Annotated in this window: 14 protein-coding genes; 5 read left to right on the top strand and 9 right to left on the bottom strand. The window is 61.4% G+C overall.

What is annotated here, in order from left to right; all coding sequences use genetic code 11:
- The 3 genes from prfB to ACT67G_RS07760 all read right to left on the bottom strand — a co-directional run.
- A partial coding sequence (prfB, locus tag ACT67G_RS07770) for a peptide chain release factor 2 (protein WP_443663871.1) occupies window positions 1–983 on the bottom strand: 983 nt, incomplete at its 3' end.
- Between the two features lie 132 nt (window positions 984–1,115).
- Window positions 1,116–2,312, bottom strand: a complete 1,197-nt coding sequence (locus ACT67G_RS07765; RefSeq protein WP_325245633.1) for a vWA domain-containing protein — start codon at window positions 2,310–2,312, stop codon at window positions 1,116–1,118.
- A gap of 4 nt (window positions 2,313–2,316) precedes the next feature.
- Window positions 2,317–3,129 (bottom strand): AAA family ATPase, encoded by an 813-nt coding sequence (locus tag ACT67G_RS07760; protein ID WP_443663870.1) that lies wholly within the window; start codon window positions 3,127–3,129, stop codon window positions 2,317–2,319.
- Between the two features lie 246 nt (window positions 3,130–3,375).
- On the opposite strand from ACT67G_RS07760, the gene ACT67G_RS07755 reads away from it, so the two are divergent.
- Window positions 3,376–3,897, top strand: coding sequence for a CarD family transcriptional regulator (locus ACT67G_RS07755; RefSeq protein WP_325245636.1), 522 nt, complete (start codon window positions 3,376–3,378; stop codon window positions 3,895–3,897).
- A 53-nt stretch (window positions 3,898–3,950) separates the two neighbouring features.
- Here ACT67G_RS07755 and ACT67G_RS07750 read toward each other — a convergent pair whose 3' ends face one another.
- Window positions 3,951–5,861 carry a peptidoglycan DD-metalloendopeptidase family protein gene (locus ACT67G_RS07750; RefSeq protein WP_443663869.1) on the bottom strand — a complete coding sequence of 637 codons (1,911 nt, stop codon included), beginning with the start codon at window positions 5,859–5,861 and terminating at the stop codon, window positions 3,951–3,953.
- A gap of 316 nt (window positions 5,862–6,177) precedes the next feature.
- On the opposite strand from ACT67G_RS07750, the gene pta reads away from it, so the two are divergent.
- Window positions 6,178–7,158 (top strand): phosphate acetyltransferase, encoded by a 981-nt coding sequence (pta, locus tag ACT67G_RS07745; protein WP_325245640.1) that lies wholly within the window; start codon window positions 6,178–6,180, stop codon window positions 7,156–7,158.
- A gap of 83 nt (window positions 7,159–7,241) precedes the next feature.
- Here pta and ACT67G_RS07740 read toward each other — a convergent pair whose 3' ends face one another.
- Complete coding sequence (locus ACT67G_RS07740; protein WP_443663868.1) at window positions 7,242–8,225, bottom strand: DUF3795 domain-containing protein; 984 nt, start codon at window positions 8,223–8,225, stop codon at window positions 7,242–7,244.
- Window positions 8,226–8,374: 149 nt separating this feature from the next.
- On the opposite strand from ACT67G_RS07740, the gene ACT67G_RS07735 reads away from it, so the two are divergent.
- The 3 genes from ACT67G_RS07735 (at window position 8,375) to ACT67G_RS07725 (ending at window position 11,780) form a co-directional block, all read left to right on the top strand.
- Window positions 8,375–9,955, top strand: a complete 1,581-nt coding sequence (locus ACT67G_RS07735; protein ID WP_443663867.1) for an N-acyl-D-amino-acid deacylase family protein — start codon at window positions 8,375–8,377, stop codon at window positions 9,953–9,955.
- An 88-nt stretch (window positions 9,956–10,043) separates the two neighbouring features.
- Entirely contained in the window at window positions 10,044–10,799 is a 756-nt protein-coding gene (locus ACT67G_RS07730) for a helix-turn-helix domain-containing protein (protein ID WP_443663866.1), read from the top strand.
- Window positions 10,800–10,940: 141 nt separating this feature from the next.
- Window positions 10,941–11,780, top strand: a complete 840-nt coding sequence (locus ACT67G_RS07725) for a helix-turn-helix domain-containing protein (protein ID WP_325247320.1) — start codon at window positions 10,941–10,943, stop codon at window positions 11,778–11,780.
- A gap of 33 nt (window positions 11,781–11,813) precedes the next feature.
- Here ACT67G_RS07725 and ACT67G_RS07720 read toward each other — a convergent pair whose 3' ends face one another.
- The 4 genes from ACT67G_RS07720 to ACT67G_RS07705 form a co-directional block, all read right to left on the bottom strand.
- Complete coding sequence (locus tag ACT67G_RS07720; protein WP_443663865.1) at window positions 11,814–12,371, bottom strand: tRNA (mnm(5)s(2)U34)-methyltransferase; 558 nt, start codon at window positions 12,369–12,371, stop codon at window positions 11,814–11,816.
- A gap of 76 nt (window positions 12,372–12,447) precedes the next feature.
- The gene (locus ACT67G_RS07715) at window positions 12,448–13,446 is read right to left on the bottom strand and encodes a GGGtGRT protein (protein ID WP_326214532.1); all 999 of its coding nucleotides are present in this window, start codon (window positions 13,444–13,446) and stop codon (window positions 12,448–12,450) included.
- Window positions 13,447–13,465: 19 nt separating this feature from the next.
- Window positions 13,466–14,158 carry an iron-sulfur cluster assembly scaffold protein gene (locus ACT67G_RS07710; protein WP_325247323.1) on the bottom strand — a complete coding sequence of 231 codons (693 nt, stop codon included), beginning with the start codon at window positions 14,156–14,158 and terminating at the stop codon, window positions 13,466–13,468.
- Window positions 14,159–14,452: 294 nt separating this feature from the next.
- A complete protein-coding gene (locus ACT67G_RS07705; RefSeq protein ID WP_443663864.1) occupies window positions 14,453–16,576 on the bottom strand; it encodes a sodium-translocating pyrophosphatase in 2,124 nt (707 codons plus the stop codon).
- Window positions 16,577–16,762 lie beyond the last annotated feature (186 nt).

Raw genomic sequence — 16,762 nt, 5'->3', positions numbered from 1 at the left:
TAGGAGCGGATCTGGCTGCCCCACTCGATCTTCATCTGCACGCCCTTGATATCGGAGATCTTCTCCGCATGCTGCTGGGCCTTGAGTTCCATGAGCTTGGACTTGAGCATCTTCATGCAGTTGTCCTTGTTCTGGAACTGGCTGCGCTCCTGCTGGCTGGCCACCACGATGCCCGTGGGCTTGTGGATCAGACGCACAGCGGAGGAGGTCTTGTTGACGTGCTGGCCGCCGGCGCCGGAGGCCCGGTAGACCTGCATCTCGATATCCTCGTCCCGGATCTCGATCTCGTCGTCATCTTCGATCTCGGGCATCACCTCCACCGCAGCAAAGGAAGTCTGCCGGCGGGCGTTGGCGTCAAAGGGAGAGACCCGCACCAGACGGTGCACGCCGTTCTCGCTCTTCAAAAGGCCATAGGCATTCTCGCCCTCGATGGAGATGGACGCGGACTTGATGCCCGCCTCGTCACCGTCTTCGTAGTTGAGGATCTGGTAGGTGAACTCATGCCGCTCTGCCCAGCGGGTGTACATCCGGTAGAGCATTTGGGTCCAGTCCTGGGCCTCGGTGCCGCCGGCACCGGCGTGGAAGGTCAAAATGGCGTTGTGGCTGTCGTACTCCCCGGAGAGGAGCGTAGCCATCCGGGACTCCTCCACCTTCTCCTCCAGGGTGTGGAACCCGTCCTTGAGCTCCTGGAGCAGTTCGGCGTCATCGGCCTCCTGGCCCATCTCGCAAAGGGCGGTGAGATCCTCCCACTCGTGGATGAGCTTCTCCTGCCGGGCCACCTTGTTCTGCAGCTGCTTGAGGCGCTGCTGCACCTTCTGGGAGCGCTCCAGGTCGTTCCAGAATCCATCCTGGGCGGTCTCATCCTCCAGCCGGGCGGCCTCGGAGCGGGCGCTGTCGATGTCCAGCGCCGCGGAGAGCTTCTCCAACTCAGGGCCCAGCTCCCGGAGCTTCTGCTTGTACTCGTCGTATTCGATCAGTGCCATTGCGTTACTCCATTCCCCTATTTTTACATTAGCTATAGTATTATACCGGAGAAATGATATATTGTAAAGGAAAACATGGAAAAAGCTGCACAAAAAGCAGGCAAAAAAGCCTCTTCCCCCTGCGCCGGAACGTTAACGGCGCACCATCAGGCGGCGCATGCCCGCCTCCAGGCCGTCGGCGGTGAGCTGGTACATAGGGAAGATCTGCCCCAGCTGCCAGTGGGTCTGGGTCCAGTAGTCCGGCCGGCTGGGCATGGGCTCCGGGTTGAGCCAGATGAGATAGGGAAACTGGCGCCGCAGCCGCTCCAGCCACTCCAGCCCCGAGGGCCCGTAGGTCCCCCGTCCCCACTGGTACTGCTTTTCCCGCAGCTCGTAGGGACTCATGGCGGCATCCCCCACGATGATGACCTTATAGGAGCTGTCAAAGTTCTTCAGCAGCCACTCCGTCTCCACCGCCTCATCCCACCGCAGCCGGGGAGAGCGGTAGACCTCCTCATAGACACAGTTGTGGAAATAGTAGGTGTGGAGCTCCTTGAAGTGGTTGGACCGGGTGGCCGCCTGAAAGAGGCGGCTGCAAAGTCCCGCGTAATACTCCATGGAGCCGCCGGAGTCCATCAAAAGCAGCACCTTCACGGTGTTCTTCCGGGGACTGCGGTAGCGGACCTTCAGCGTCCCGGCGTTGTCGCAGGTATCCCGGACAGTTCCGTCCACATCCAGCACCTTCTCGGCGCTGTCCGCCTGAACGGAGAGCTGGCGCAGTGTCCGGAAGGCCATCTGGAACTGGCGGGTATCCAGGGTGTTGTCCCGGCGGAAATCCCGGAACTTCCGCTCCCCCGCCACCGTCATGGCGGTGCGGGAGTGCCCCTCTCCCCCGATACGGATGCCGCCGGGGTGCCAGCCGCCGTTGCCGAAGGGGGAGCGCCCCTGGGTGCCCACCCAGTAATTGCCTCCGTTGTGCTCCTCCGTCTGTTCCTGAAGCCGCTGCTCCAAAAGGTCCAGCAGCTCCTGGAGGCTTTGATCCGGCAATCCCTGGGCCCGCAACTGCTCAATGGTGCGGCGCAGGTCCTCGGAGGGGTGATTCAGCCAGTTCAGCAGGTCCTCCGGCAGTTCTCCCTTCCAGGGGATATCCCGGAAATACTCCAAAAACACCTGGTCGAAGCGGTCGTACTCCGCCTCGCTCTTCACCAGCACCGCCCGGCACAGCTGATAAAATCCCGTGAGGGAGGAGCGGTGGAGCCCCCGCTCCATCCCCTCCAGCAGCGTCAGCCATTCGTTGAGGGACACGTCCAGCCCCCGCCGGCGCAGCAGATAGAAAAAATCCGCAAACATAGGCTCACCGCTTGGCCCGGTGGAGGGCCGTCAGGTCCTTGTCCTTTTTCAGCAGCACCCCGGCAAAGGGGATCCGCTTCTCCAGCTCCCTGGGGTCGATGCCGCCGGAGGCCAGGGCCCGCAGCCAGTCCACCAGCTCCGAGGTGCTGGGCTTTTTCTCAATGTCCCGCAGCTCCCGGACCCAGTAAAAGGCAGCCAGGGCCTGGTTCACCAGATTCTGCTCCAGATCCGGGAAGTGGACCCGGACGATGCGCTCCATCTGCTCTTTGTCGGGGAAATCGATATAGTGGAACACGCACCGGCGCAAAAAGGCGTCCGGCAGCTCCTTTTCCGCGTTGGAGGTGATGATGACCACCGGCCGGTGGTTGGCCTTCACCGTCTCGCCGGTCTCGGGGATGTGGAACTCCATCTGATCCAGCTCCCAGAGGAGGTCGTTGGGAAACTCCAGGTCCGCCTTGTCGATCTCATCGATGAGCAGCACCACCCGCTCCTCCGACCGGAAGGCCTCGCCCAGCTTGCCCAGCTTGATGTAGCGGGCGATGTCGTCCACGCCGTGGGTGCCGAACTGGCTGTCGTAGAGCCGCTGCACCACGTCGTAGACATACAGGCCGTCCTGGGCCTTGGTGGTGGACTTCACGTTCCAGATAATCAGCCGCAGGCCCATGGCCTCCGCCACTGCCTGGGCCAGCATGGTCTTTCCGGTGCCCGGCTCGCCCTTGATGAGCAGGGGCTTTTCCAGCGTCACCGCCACATTCACCGCGCTCATCAGCTCCTCCGACGCCACATACTGGCTGCTGCCGGCAAAACTTTTCTCCATATGGTCTCCTCGCATTCTCTTTTGTTGTGGTCTCGTTCCCCACGCCCCGGCATCTGACCGGGTGCCCCGGGGAATCCCGGATCTTATAGTATAGCATGCCCCGGCGGCGGCGGAAAGGAAAACTTCCCCGTCCCGGGGCGGTTTTCCGGGGGCAGGCGGAAATTAGCCCTTACATTTATCCAGAAAAAGTGTGGTAAAATATGATTAACATTGGAAATAATCGGGTTTTGATAAGGAGGATGTATCATGTTTCAGCCAGGCGATCTGGTGGTCTACGGCCCCACCGGCGTGTGCCGGGTAGAGGCTGTCACCTGTCCCAAGCCGGCCCCGGGAGAGAAGGAGCGGCCCTATTACCAGCTGCGGCCCCTGCATCAGGACGGCGTCATCTACACGCCGGCGGATCAGGCCAAGATCCCCATCCGCCCGGTGATCTCCGCCCAGGAGGCGGACGCCCTCATTGACGAGATCTCCTCCATCCATGCCACCGCCTACCACGCTCCCTCGCTGCAGCTGCTCTCCCGGCACTATCAGGAGCTGGTTCGCACAGGCAGCTGCCGGGATCTGGCGGAACTGGTGATGTCGGTCTATGTCAAGCGCCAACAGGCCATGGCCAAGGGCCGCCGGGCCGGGGCCGTGGATGAACGGTTTGCCAAGCAGGCCCAGCAACTGCTCCACAGCGAGCTGTCCGTGGCATTGGGGATCCCCTGTGAGGAGGTCCCGGACTATATCGCCCGCCGGGTGGAGGCACACAAGTCCACCGGTGCATAAATGAAAACGAGCGTCCGGCCAGGCCGGACGCTCGTTTTTTATCTGTTGCCAACTCAGGGCAGATAGTTCAGGGGGTTCTTGGCCACGCCGTTGTAGCGGACCTCGAAATGGCAGTGGTTGCCGGTGGAGTTGCCGGTAGAGCCCATACGGGCGATCTGCTGGCCCTTGTAGACATGGTCTCCCACAGACACCAGCAGGCTGGAGTTGTGGCCGTAGTAGGTCACATAGCCGTTGCCATGGCTGATCTGAACCAGGTAGCCGTAACCGCCCATCCAGCCGGCGTAAGTCACGGTGCCGCCGTCAGCGGCGTAGATGGGTGTGCCGTAGCTGCCGGCAATGTCGATGCCCTTGTGGTTGGTGGAGCCGATACCGCCGGGAGAGGAACGGCCGCCGAAGTAGGAGGTGATCCGCCCGGAGGTGGGCCAGCGGAAAGTACCGGTGGGCAGCCAGGTGGGCCGCTCCTTGGTACCCTGGAGGCGCTGCTCGGTAACAGGCTCCTTGAGGGTCACGGAGGAGAGAATGGTACGCTGTGTCTCCTCGCCGTTGACGTAGGTGACGTTGGCCACCACATCCGCCGCGCCGTATTCGCCGGCGGATGTGACCTTGTAATCGCCCTTGTAGAGGTAGGCGCTGTCGGTGTACTCGATATCGTAGGGGATCTCGTCCACATAGTACTCCCGCTGCTGGACCGTCATGGTGAGGTAGGGCACAGAAGCGGAGAGGGTCAGCACCTCGCCGATCTGGAGCTTATCGATGTTGTAGCCGGGGTTCAGAGCCAGCAGCTCTGCGGAGGTGAGGCCGTGGTCCTCGGCGATCTCAGACCAGGTGTCCCCCTTGACCACGGTATAGGTGACCTCGGCGGTCTTGGTGGAGTAGAGCGTCTCCGCCAGATAGCCCAGGTTCATCACCTGATCGTTGGGCACATACTCATACTTGACTTCCACATCCTCCGCAAACTCGCAGGAGATGGTGTTCTCGTTGGTGGCGGCGTCCTTGAGCTGCTGCAGCAGCTCCTCCAGCGCGCCCTCATAGGGGGTGGCGCCGATGAGCTCGCCGTCCACGTACAGGCAGTAGGCCTGGGTCACCAGGCCGATCTGATCGGAGAGATCCTCCTCGAAGGTCTCGCCGTCCACCACTTCCTGGCGGGGCAGCAAAGACGTGGAATACGTCAGCTTGGACGCATCGATGCTCCAGTTCTCCCCCAGGGTGCTGGTGGTCTGGGCCTCCAGATCCTGACAGGCGGCCTCCGCCGCGCTTCGGGAGCTGACCGCCGCCACAACCTGTCCTTCATAGGTGACGGTGGTGCCCACCGTATAGAAGGAGAAGAACAGCACCACGGCGGCAAAGCCGCAGCCGGCGCCCAAAAAGGCGGCGGGGTGGATCTTCTTCCCGCCAAAGAGCTTGGGGAAACTCTTTCTGGCGCCCCGGCGGCGGCGATGATCCAGCCGCTCCCGCAGGTGAGCGCCCAGCATGGGCACCAGATTCCACACAAACAGCGCCAGCTGGATCACCATGCGCTCAGATTCCGGGAAGTTCCGCGCCCGGTTTTCCCGGATGATGTAGCGCCAGTGGCGAATCCGGCCCCGGATCCGCTGGCGCATGGCCTGATAAAACCGGATGAAGGGGCTCTCCGCCTCGTCGTCTCCCCGGCTCCAGAGCTTCACCCGCTCCGCCAGGCTCTTCTTTCTGGGGGGACGGGCCTCCTGGGCCTCATCCTGCCAGACCGGCGCTTCCTGGGTGGCCGCTGCAGCCGAACGGGGCTGGGCCTTCTCTTCCAGGGCCTGGGGCTCCTCCCCTGCGGCGCCCTGCTGGGCGGAGATGATCCGCTTGACGGACAGGCGCACCGTGTCGCTCAGGCGGGAGCCCGCACGGCCCTCTGCCTCCCGGGGGTTCCGGGCCAGGCGTTTGCCGCCCCGGCCGGAGGTTCCGCCCGGATTGTTACCTCGTTTCAAATCTTCGTTCATACAGTCTCCTTCGAAGGGTCGAAAGAAAAATAGTTACAATTTGTTACCGCTTTATAATACCCTCTTTTTCCCGGTTCGTCAAGCCTATTTTTACGAAAAAAGTTGCGAATTTCCAAATCTTTTACGATTTTTTCCAACCACAACCCCTTGTGGGCAGAAACATTGTTCGACACATCCCACAGAAGGACACCCAGGTGCAGTTCATTTTTTTGTTACGAAATTTTTATTTTATAATTGACCGCCGGATTTTGCCGAGTATAATAAAAAATAGTATAATTTGTATTCCCAATCTGATATTTTTTCGGGAGGAAGACACATGTTTGAATTTCTGATTAAAAAGCTCAAGGCCCATCCCCGCAAGATCGTGTTCACCGAGGGCACCGATGCCCGTATTCTGGAGGCTTCTGCCCGTCTGCTCTCCGGTACGTTCCTGACCCCCGTTCTGGTGGGCAACCCCGACGAGATTCAGGCTGCCGCCGAGGAGATCGGTTTCAACATCCGCGGCGCCGAGATCATTGATCCCGCCACCTTTGCCGACATGGACAAGATGGTCGCCACCATGGTGGAGCTGCGCAAGGGCAAGATGACCGAGGAGCAGTGCCGTGCCGCTTTGATGCAGCCCAACTACTTCGGCACCATGCTGGTGAAGATGGGCTATGCCGACGCCCTGCTGGGCGGCGCCACCTACTCCACCGCCGATACCGTCCGTCCTGCCCTGCAGATCATCAAGACCAAGCCCGGCAGCAAGATCGTTTCCTCCTGCTTCATTCTGGTGCGTCCCTCCGCTACCGGTGACCGCGAGGTCCTGGCCATGGGCGACTGCGCCATCAACATCAAGCCCACCGAGGACGAGCTGGTGGAGATCGGCCTGGAGACCGCTGCCACCGCCAAGGTCTTCGGCATCGATCCCAAGGTCGCGTTCCTGAGCTACTCCACCCTGGGCTCCGGCAAGGGCGAGGACGTGGACAAGATGCGCAATGCCTGCGCCAAGGCCAAGGCCGCTGCTCCTGATCTGGCCATCGACGGCGAGCTGCAGTTCGACGCTGCCGTCTCTCCCCGTGTGGCTCACACCAAGTGCCCCGATTCCACCGTGGCCGGTCACGCCAACACCTTCATCTTCCCCGACATCAACGCCGGCAACATCGGCTACAAGATCGCCCAGCGCATGGGCGGCTTCGACGCTTACGGCCCCATCCTGCAGGGCCTGAACGCCCCCATCAACGACCTTTCCCGGGGCTGCAACGCCCAGGAGGTCTACTCCATGGCCATTATCACCGCCGGCCTGTGCGAGGACTGAGTTCTTTATACTTACAACAAAAGAGAGCGGACGCCATTGCGTCCGCTCTCTTTATTTTATAATTGTATGTATATGTCGTGGATTCACGGCTCTCCCTCCGGCAGGGCCGGAAGATCCCCCAAGGCATCCCGGAAAAAACAACTGGTCTTCCACAGGATCACCAGCTCCGCCACCATGCAGCCGATCATTACCACAGCCGCCGCCAAAGCCAGCAGGACAAACAAAAGCCCCAGGCCGCCCAGACTGCCCAGCAGGATTCCCAAGATCAAGCCGCCCACCGCAGCTCCCAGGCTGCCCAGCACGCATTTGCGCAGCAGCCGCCAGTTGTCAGCCAAATGCTGGGGCAGGGACTGAAAAACGCTCTGAAATGCGCCGGGCGGTGACGGGACGGCGCTTTGCTCCAGCTCCTCCGCCATAGCCCCGTAAAACAGGCACTGGACCACCAGACCCACCGCCAGGAGTCCCAGAACAAGCCCCAAAGCCCCCAGTACCACGCCCAACTGTGCATCTTGCGGGATCTGTTCCGCGGAGAAACGGTCTCCCGCCAGGAACATCCCCACCAGGAGGGCAACACTCACCAGCTGGAGTACCAACTCCAGCCGCCAGAGGGTACGCAGCCGCCGGGACAAGGGTGCCAGCTTCCAGTACACCACCAGAAGCCCCAGGCCGGTCAGCACCTCCACCACCGTCACGGCCCCCTGCAATCCCGCGGTGATGCCCAGCTGATCCAGGAGATTCACCGCCCGGGAGCAAAGAAGCACCCAGAACAGCACCGGCAGCCATTTGGCCAGCACCGGAGTCCGGCGGGCCATACCCGCCTGCCAGTGGGCCTGAAGCTGGGCCTCCTTCTGGGGCCACTCCTCCCGGCGGCGCTGCGCCTCCTGTACCTTGGAGCAGCAAGGCCCGTCGCCACACTGGCCGCAATTCTGCTGCCCCCGGCTGTGGCAGCATGCCACCACCTGGCAGCTTCCCCAGAAGGGCTGCCCGCCGGACTCCAGGCAGCCCCGGCAGCCATACTCCTGACGCAGGGAACACGTTTCACACTCCCGCATACATACGCCGGCCATAAAAGTCCCTCCTCTGTACAGTCATTGGGGGTATTTTTTTCATTTTATCGGTTTTCCAGGCAGAAGTCATTACAAAGCAGTTACAGCCCGCCCTTGCAAAGCTGTACTCCGAATGCTACACTGGTGCCAAATTGGAAGGAGGTCCGGCTATGTTGGACTATCTGATCCGGAACGCACAGATTTTGGACGGATCCGGCGCTCCCGCCGTCTCCGGAGACGTGGGCATATCGGGCGGCACCATTGCCGCAGTGGGCGACCTGGGAGATGTCCCGGCCCATCAGATCATTGACGCCGCCGGGCGCACCCTGACCCCCGGTTTTTTGGACATCCACCGTCACGCCGACGATGCCCTGTTTCGTCCCGGCTTCGGCCCTGCGGAGCTCTCCCAGGGCCTTACCACGGTGGTGAACGGAAACTGCGGGCTGTCCCTGGCTCCGGTGGACGGGCCTCACCGGGCATCGGTGCTGCAATACCTCTCCCCCATTGTGGGAGAGCTGGCAGCCCGCCACTTCCCCACCCTGGCCGCCTACCGCTCCCAGGCTGCCGACGCCGCGCCTGCCCTACATGTGGGGACTCTGGTGGGCATGGGCACCCTTCGTGCCTGCGTAGCGGGCTTTCGGGACGGGCCTCTGACAGACGAAGAATACCGTCAGCTTCACGCTCTCCTGGAGCGGGCCCTGGGGGACGGCGCCCTGGGCGTCTCCCTGGGACTAGGCTACGCGCCCGAGTGCTTTTACGACACCCCCGGACTCATCCGGGCCTTGGAACCCCTGCGGGATTCCGGTGTGCCCGTCACCGTCCACATGCGCCAGGAGGGGGACGGCGTGGTGGAAGCCCTGACCGAGATGCTCACCGTGGCCCGGAACCTCCGCACCCCGGTGGAGATCAGCCACCTGAAGGCCATCGGGCGGCGCAACTGGCGCCGGGCGGTGCCCCGGATGCTGAAGATGCTCTCCCAGGCCCGGCAGGAGGGGCTGGACATCGCCTGCGACGTCTACCCCTACCCCGCAGGGTCCACCCAGCTGATCCATGTGCTGCCGCCGGAGTTTCAGGCCGGAGGCATGGAGGCCCTGACGGCCGCCCTCCGGGATCCGGGCAAGCGTGCGGCCATGCGGGCGCGCATGGAGACGGGGACGGATTTTGAGAACATCTCGCTGCTGGTGGGCTTTGAGAACATCCTGCCCACCTCCCTCCACGCCCCCGGCGACCGGCCTTACGAGGGAAAATCCCTGGCAGACATTGCCGCCCAGGTGGGCCGGGATCCCTACGACGTATTGTTCGACCTTCTGGCCCGGGAGCACTGCGCCGCCTCCATGATCGATCGCATCACGGATCAGGCGGACATCGACGACATCCTCCGTACCCCCTTCTCCTCTGTCATCTCCGACGCCACCTATCCGGTAGGCGGGCTGCTCCATCCCCGGGTGTACGGCACCTTCCCCCGGGTCCTGGAATCCTATGTCCGGGAGCGGCATGTGCTGACATTACCGGAGGCTGTCCATAAAATGACACGCCTTCCGGCGGACCGGCTGGGCCTTGTCCAAAAGGGCCGCATCCAGCCAGGCGCCGACGCGGACCTGTGTCTCTTCGACCCCGCCGCCATCCACGAGCGAGACACCTGGCAAAATCCGGAGCAGACTGCCGCCGGCATGGGCTATGTATTTGTATCCGGCGTTCCCGCCATTGCGGAGGGGCAATACACCGGAGAGCGGAAGGGAAAAGTGCTGTGAACGTGCAGCTTTCCCCGCCGCAAAGACTCTTTGCGTGACAAAAACCGCCCTTCCGGCGTACAATGGGGAAGCAAAGGAGGCCCGGCCCATGAATGAGATCGGCAAGAACATCCGCTTTTTGCGCCAGCAGCGAAACTGGAGCCAGGACCAGCTGGCGGAATCCCTCCATGTCACCCGGCAGACCGTCTCCAACTATGAGACGGGCCGATCCAGGCCGGACGTGGAGATGCTGACGACCCTGGCGGCGGCGCTGGACGCTGACGTCAAGGAGATCCTTTACGCCCCGGCGGACCGGGAGGCCCACATCCGGCGTCTGCGGCGGCTGGCCGTCAGCGCGGTGGTGACGGCCCTGTTGGGTATTCTGGAGGCCGCCGGTCGGGCTTGGGGACAGCAGCTGATGCAGGAATCCTACATCGTGTCGGTGAGCTATCTGGTAGTTTTCCTGGTGCACCCCTTGTTTTATCTGCTGCTGGGATGGACCCTGGCCCGGGGGTGTCTGGTGCTGCTGCGGGCAGATCCCCCCACCCGCCGGTGGGCGGTGTGGGTCCGATGGGTGCTTCTGGCGGTGATCGCCGCTTGGCTGGTGGTGATGGCTCCCTTCTTTTTCTATCAGGCAGACTTGGCACACCTGGAGCTGTCTGCCTTATATTCCCATGAGCCCCTCACCCTGAGCAGCAGCTTTATGCTCAATGTGGTACAGGGGGCCATCCTCCGCCATCCCCAGGCCCTTGGCTGGGGCAGCCTGCTGCTGGGCGGTCTCCTGGGACTTCTGGGCCTGCCCTCCCTCCGGTCTATCCGGGCTCTCAAAAAGAAAACTGCTGAAAAAGCCGATTCCCCGGAGTAATTCTCCGGGGAATTTTTCCATTTTGTATTGAAAATTTCCTGCCGCAACTGCCGGTTGCGGCCTTGTCAAGGCCGCTGGATAGACATTTTCGCCGCCGGATGGTACCATAGCCTCAGAAACAAACCAAAGGAGGCGGCAGATATGACCATGGGTCAGCGGCTTCTTGCCCTGCGCACCCGGGCGGGACTCTCCCAGGAGGCCCTGGCGGAACAGCTGGGAGTCTCCCGGCAGTCCATCAGCAAATGGGAGACAGACGGGAGCATCCCGGATCTGGACAAGCTGGTGCGGCTGAGCGAGATTTTCGGTGTTACCCTGGATGAGCTGGTAAAGGGAGTGGCAGCATCTGTTCCGATGTCACAATCCGGCACGGACTCCACCACGTCACCACCTTTGACAGCAGAATCATCTGAAATATTACGTCAACATCGGCAAAAGCTTGCGGGATTGTGCATTTTATTTTGTACCGTGGTACTTTGCCTTTTTCACGGCGGAGTCTCCGGGCTAATCTTTGTATGGCCTCTGGCGATTTGCGGAATTGCGTGTCTTCTGTGCAAACGGTCTCTAGGGCTGATCTGCGGATGGGGGGCTTGGCTTTACCTCTTTATAACCCTAGGGTCTGCACTGCTTTATTTTACTGGCGGAACCCGATTTGACCAACTTTTTGCTCTAATTGTGGCAGTCCCCCTGGGAATCTTAACAGGCTGCACCATCCACCATCCGCCCGCTTTACCGGTATGCTGGCTTCTCCTAGCGGTGTTTCTCTATCAATACCGCAACATGTGGTTTCTTCTGGAGCCCGTAACATACATAGACCTGTTCCGCTTTTCACAGCTGCCCGCCGGAGGAATCTTACTGACGCTGTATTGGATTGCAATGGGGCTTCTTTTATTGGTCTATACAGTACGTTTTGTGTTCCATCAGAAGTCACATACTTCCGGAGCACCGCATTGTAATCACTCAAAAAAGGAATCCGCAGAGTAATGCTCTGCGGATTTTTTACGTTCTGTATTCCCTTCAACCCTCTTTCCATACGAAAATGGGCATGGGCGGGTCTCCCCGGCGATTGGCCCAGCGTCCCTCCAGAACGGTGAAGCGCCGCTGGTCCAGCTTTGCCAGATGGGCAAGCACCGCGTCCCGCTCAGTATAGCCGTTCTCGCCGCCGTAATAGAGGGCGATGGCCATGACACCGCCGGGCCGCAGCAGCTCCAGTCCCGCGTCGATGGCCTGGAGGGAACTCTCCGCCCGGGTGAAGATCTTGGGGTTACCACCCGGCAGACGGCCGAAGTTGAAGACCACGCAGTCCACCGTCTCCGGCTCGGCATACCGGGCCATGTGGGCATGGCTGTCCAGGTATACCTCCGCCTGGAGCCCCTCTTGGGCCAGCAGGGCTTTGGTCTGCTCCACCGCCTCCGGCTGGATGTCAAAGGCCAGAACCCGCCCCGTCTCTCCCGCCAGGCGGCAGAGGAGGGCGGTATCCCGCCCCTTCCCCGCCGTGGCGTCGATGCACACCGCGCCGGGACGGACGGTCTGCCGCAGAACTGTATGCACCAGTCCCAGAGTGTTCAGCTGCATGGGATCCCCCTTCTTTCAGTAACAGACCCCCGGGGTATGCCCCGGGGGTCTGTTTGTGTCTTTGGAAAACGCGTGCTTACTTGCGGCTCTCTGCCACGGCAACGGCCACAGCCACGGTGGCGCCCACCATGGGGTTGTTGCCCATGCCCAAAAAGCCCATCATCTCCACGTGGGCAGGCACAGAGGAGGAGCCGGCGAACTGGGCGTCGGAGTGCATGCGGCCCATGGTGTCGGTCATGCCGTAGCTGGCAGGGCCGGCGGCCATGTTGTCCGGGTGCAGGGTACGGCCGGTGCCGCCGCCGGAGGCCACGGAGAAATACTTCTTGCCCTGCTCGATGCACTCTTTCTTATAGGTGCCGGCCACAGGGTGCTGGAAACGGGTGGGGTTGGTGGAGTTGCCGGTGATGGACACGTCCACACCCTCGTGGTGCATGATGGCCACGCCCTCCCGGACATCATCGGCGCCGTAGCAGCGGACATTAGCCCGCTCGCCCTCGGAGTAGCGGATCTCCCGGACAATCTTCAGTTCGCTGGTGTAGTAGTCGAACTGGGTCTGAACGTAGGTGAAGCCGTTGATGCGGGAGATAATCTGGGCAGCGTCCTTGCCCAGGCCGTTGAGGATCACCCGCAGGGGCTCCTTGCGGGCCTTGTTGGCGTTGCGGACGATGCCGATGGCGCCCTCAGCGGCGGCAAAGGACTCGTGGCCGGCCAGGAAGGCGAAGCACTTGGTCTCGTCCCGCAGCAGCATAGCGCCCAGGTTGCCGTGGCCCAGGCCCACCTTACGGTCCTCGGCTACGGAGCCGGGGATGCAGAAAGCCTGGAGGCCCTCGCCGATAGCCTCGGCAGCGTCGGCAGCGGTGGCCACGTTCTTCTTCAGCGCGATGGCAGCGCCCACGCAGTACGCCCAGGCAGCGTTCTCAAAGCAGATGGGCTGGATGCCCTTGACGATTTCGTAGGGGTCGAAGCCGGCAGCCTTGCAGATGTCCCGGCACTCCTCCACGCTGGAAATTCCGTACTGAGCCAGGACGGAATTGATCTTGTCGATTCTTCTTTCGTAGCTTTCAAACAGAGCCATTGGTCAATTCCTCCTTTTCTTATTCGTGACGGGGGTCGATATACTTCACGGCGGCGTCAAACTGGCCGTAGCGGCCCTTGGCGGCCTCCATGGCCTCGTTTGCGTCCGTGCCCTTCTTGATGGCATCCATCATCTTGCCCAGATTGATGAACTCGTAACCGATGATCTCATCGTCCTTGTTCAGGGCGATGCGGGTGACATAACCCTCGGCCATCTCCAGATAGCGGGGCCCCTTGGCCTTGGAGGCGAACATGGTGCCCACCTGGCTGCGCAGGCCCTTGCCCAGATCCTCCAGAGAGGCGCCGATGGGCAGTCCGCCCTCGGAGAAGGCAGTCTGGGTGCGGCCGTAGACGATCTGCAGGAACAGCTCCCGCATGGCGGTGTTGATGGCGTCGCACACCAGGTCGGTGTTCAGGGCCTCCAGAATGGTCTTGCCCACCAGGATCTCAGAGGCCATGGCGGCGGAGTGTGTCATACCGGAGCAGCCCAGGGTCTCCACCAGGGCCTCCTCGATGATGCCGTCCTTGACGTTGAGGGTCAGCTTGCAGGCACCCTGCTGGGGAGCACACCAGCCCACACCGTGGGTGAGGCCGGAGATGTCCTTGATTTCCTTGGCCTGAACCCACTTGCCCTCCTCGGGGATGGGAGCGGGACCATGGTACGCGCCCTTGGCAACGGGGCACATGTTCTGCACTTCGGTAGAATAGATCATGTTCGTGCGTTCCTTTCTTTCCTTCTCGATATATGCTTCGGAAACCAGCTGTTTTTCAGGTCTTCCGGAGGTTTTCCGCACAACATTATATCGGTAAACGATTACCTTGTCAAGCAACCCAAGGCATTTGGACCTCCCCGCAGAAAGGCCAAATTTTAGCCGCTTTTCCTGTGAAAAACGGCTAAAAACGGCCCGAGCGCTCATCGTCCGGGAAAGGTGGATCTTCCATCATATGGAAAAAGCCCCTCCGCCTGAGCGGAGGGGCTTTGGGCATTTGAAACAGAAGATTCCGGCTTACAGGAAATTCATCACATTGAAGGCCAGGATCAAACCGGAGAACACGATGGAAACCGTGGAGCAGAGCTTGATGAGGATGTTCAGGGACGGGCCGGAGGTATCCTTGAAGGGATCGCCCACGGTGTCGCCCACCACGGCAGCCTTGTGCTGCTCGGAGCCCTTGCCGCCGTGATGGCCGCCCTCGATATACTTCTTGGCGTTGTCCCAGGCGCCGCCGGCGTTGGACATGAACACGGCCATGGCAAAGCCGGTGACGGACACGCCGCCCAGCAATCCCACCACACCGGTGGGGCCCAGGATCAATCCGGTGGCCAGGGGGACGATGATGGCCAGCAGAGCGGGAGCCACCATCTCATGCAGGGCGCCCTTGGTGCACAGGGCCACGCAGGAGGCGTAGTCAGGATCGGCCTTGTACTCCATGATGCCGGCGATCTCCTTGAACTGGCGGCGGACTTCCACCACGATGGACTGGGCCGCCTTCTGCACCGCGCTCATGGTGAAGGCGGAGAACACGAAGGTCAGCATGGCGCCGATGAACATGCCCACCAGAACCGTGGGGCTGGTGAGGGTGAAGTTGAGGGTCTCGGAGGTGTTTTCCTGAACGATGTTGACATAGGAGACCAGCAGGGCCAGCGCGGTCAGGGATGCAGAGCCGATGGCGAAGCCCTTGCCGGTGGCGGCGGTGGTGTTGCCCAGGGAGTCCAGCGCGTCGGTGCGCTCCCGGACGGTCTCCGGCAGGCCGCTCATCTCGGCGATGCCGCCGGCGTTGTCGGCCACGGGGCCATAGGCGTCGGTGGCCAGGGTGATGCCCAGGGTGGAAAGCATGCCCACACCGGCGATGCCGATGCCGTAGAGGCCCTTGTTGAAGGCATCGGTAAAAGCGCCGGACTCATCCACGATGACGGTGGAGCCGCCGGCACAGAAGTAGCTCAGCAGCACGGCCACCGCCACGATGAGGATGGAGGTCATGGTGGACTTGAGGCCCAAGGAGATACCGCCGATGATGATGGTGGCGGAGCCGGTCTCGGAGGCAGCGGCCAGCTCCTGAGTGGGCTTATAGGTATCGGAGGTGTAATACTCGGTAAAGTAGCCGATGGCGCAGCCGCCGATGAGGCCGCAGAGGATGGCCACATACACGCCCATCTGGCCGTCCAGAATGATATAGGTGAGGGGCGCGGCCAGAATCGCCGCCAGGATGGCAGCGGTATAGGTACCGGTGCGCAGGCTCTTGAGCAGGGACTCCTGGGTGGCGTCCTCCTTGGTCTTCACCAGGAAGGAACCGATGATGGAGCAGATAATGCCGGTCACTGCCAGGGCCACCGGCAGCAGCAACCCGCCCCAGCCGTAGCCGCCCACGGCGCCCAGGGCAAAGGTGGCGAGAATGGAACCTACGTAGGACTCGTACAGGTCGGCGCCCATGCCGGCCACGTCGCCCACGTTGTCGCCCACGTTATCGGCGATGGTGGCGGGGTTGCGGGGGTCATCCTCAGGGATGCCGGCCTCCACCTTGCCCACCAGATCCGCGCCCACGTCGGCGGCCTTGGTGTAGATGCCGCCGCCCACACGGGCAAAGAGGGCCATGAAGGAAGCGCCCATGCCGTTCATGACCATGATATTGCCCAGGGCAACGGGGTCATTCACGCCGAAGGCATAGCGCAGCAGGAAGAACCAGATGGTAATATCCAGCATGCCCAGGCCCACCACGGTGAAGCCCATGACGGAGCCGGAGGAAAATGCCACCCGCAGGCCCTTGTTGAGGCTCTCGGAGGCCGCCTGGGCAGTCCGGGCATTGGAGTTGGTGGCGATCTTCATGCCGATAAAGCCCGCCAGCATGGACCAGATGCCGCCGGTCAGGAAGGCAAAGGGAGTGAACTTGGAGAGCATCTGCCCGCCGGAGGCGAAGGCGATGATCAGCAAAATCACAAACACCACCACAAATACCTTGGCCACCGTGGTGTACTGATGCTTGAGGTAGGCGTTGGCGCCCTCCCGGATGGAAGCGGCAATCTTGCGCATCTTTTCAGTTCCCTCGGAATAAGACATGACCTTGCCCCGCTGGATCCATGCGAAGGCCAGGGCCAATGCCGCGCCGACAAAACCGATCCAAAACAGGTTTTCCATTTTCTTCACTCCTTATTTGGTTTTTGCTTTCCAGTGCATTTCTATTCTAGCATATGTGAACGTTTTTTCAAGGTAAGATTTTCATGTTTCTTACGCAAACGTTGTAATTTTTACGTTTTGAACAAAAAGTTTGTCTCGGTACAAACATTTTGCCCTCTTCAGGTGCAAAATTTGCGGAAAAACCCG

Origin of the sequence: Dysosmobacter sp. (genome assembly GCF_052306735.1) — a bacterium.
Lineage (GTDB): Bacteria > Bacillota > Clostridia > Oscillospirales > Oscillospiraceae > Oscillibacter.
The sequence above is the reverse complement of the archived record's forward strand: the minus strand, read 5'-3'. Positions and strand labels throughout refer to the sequence as shown.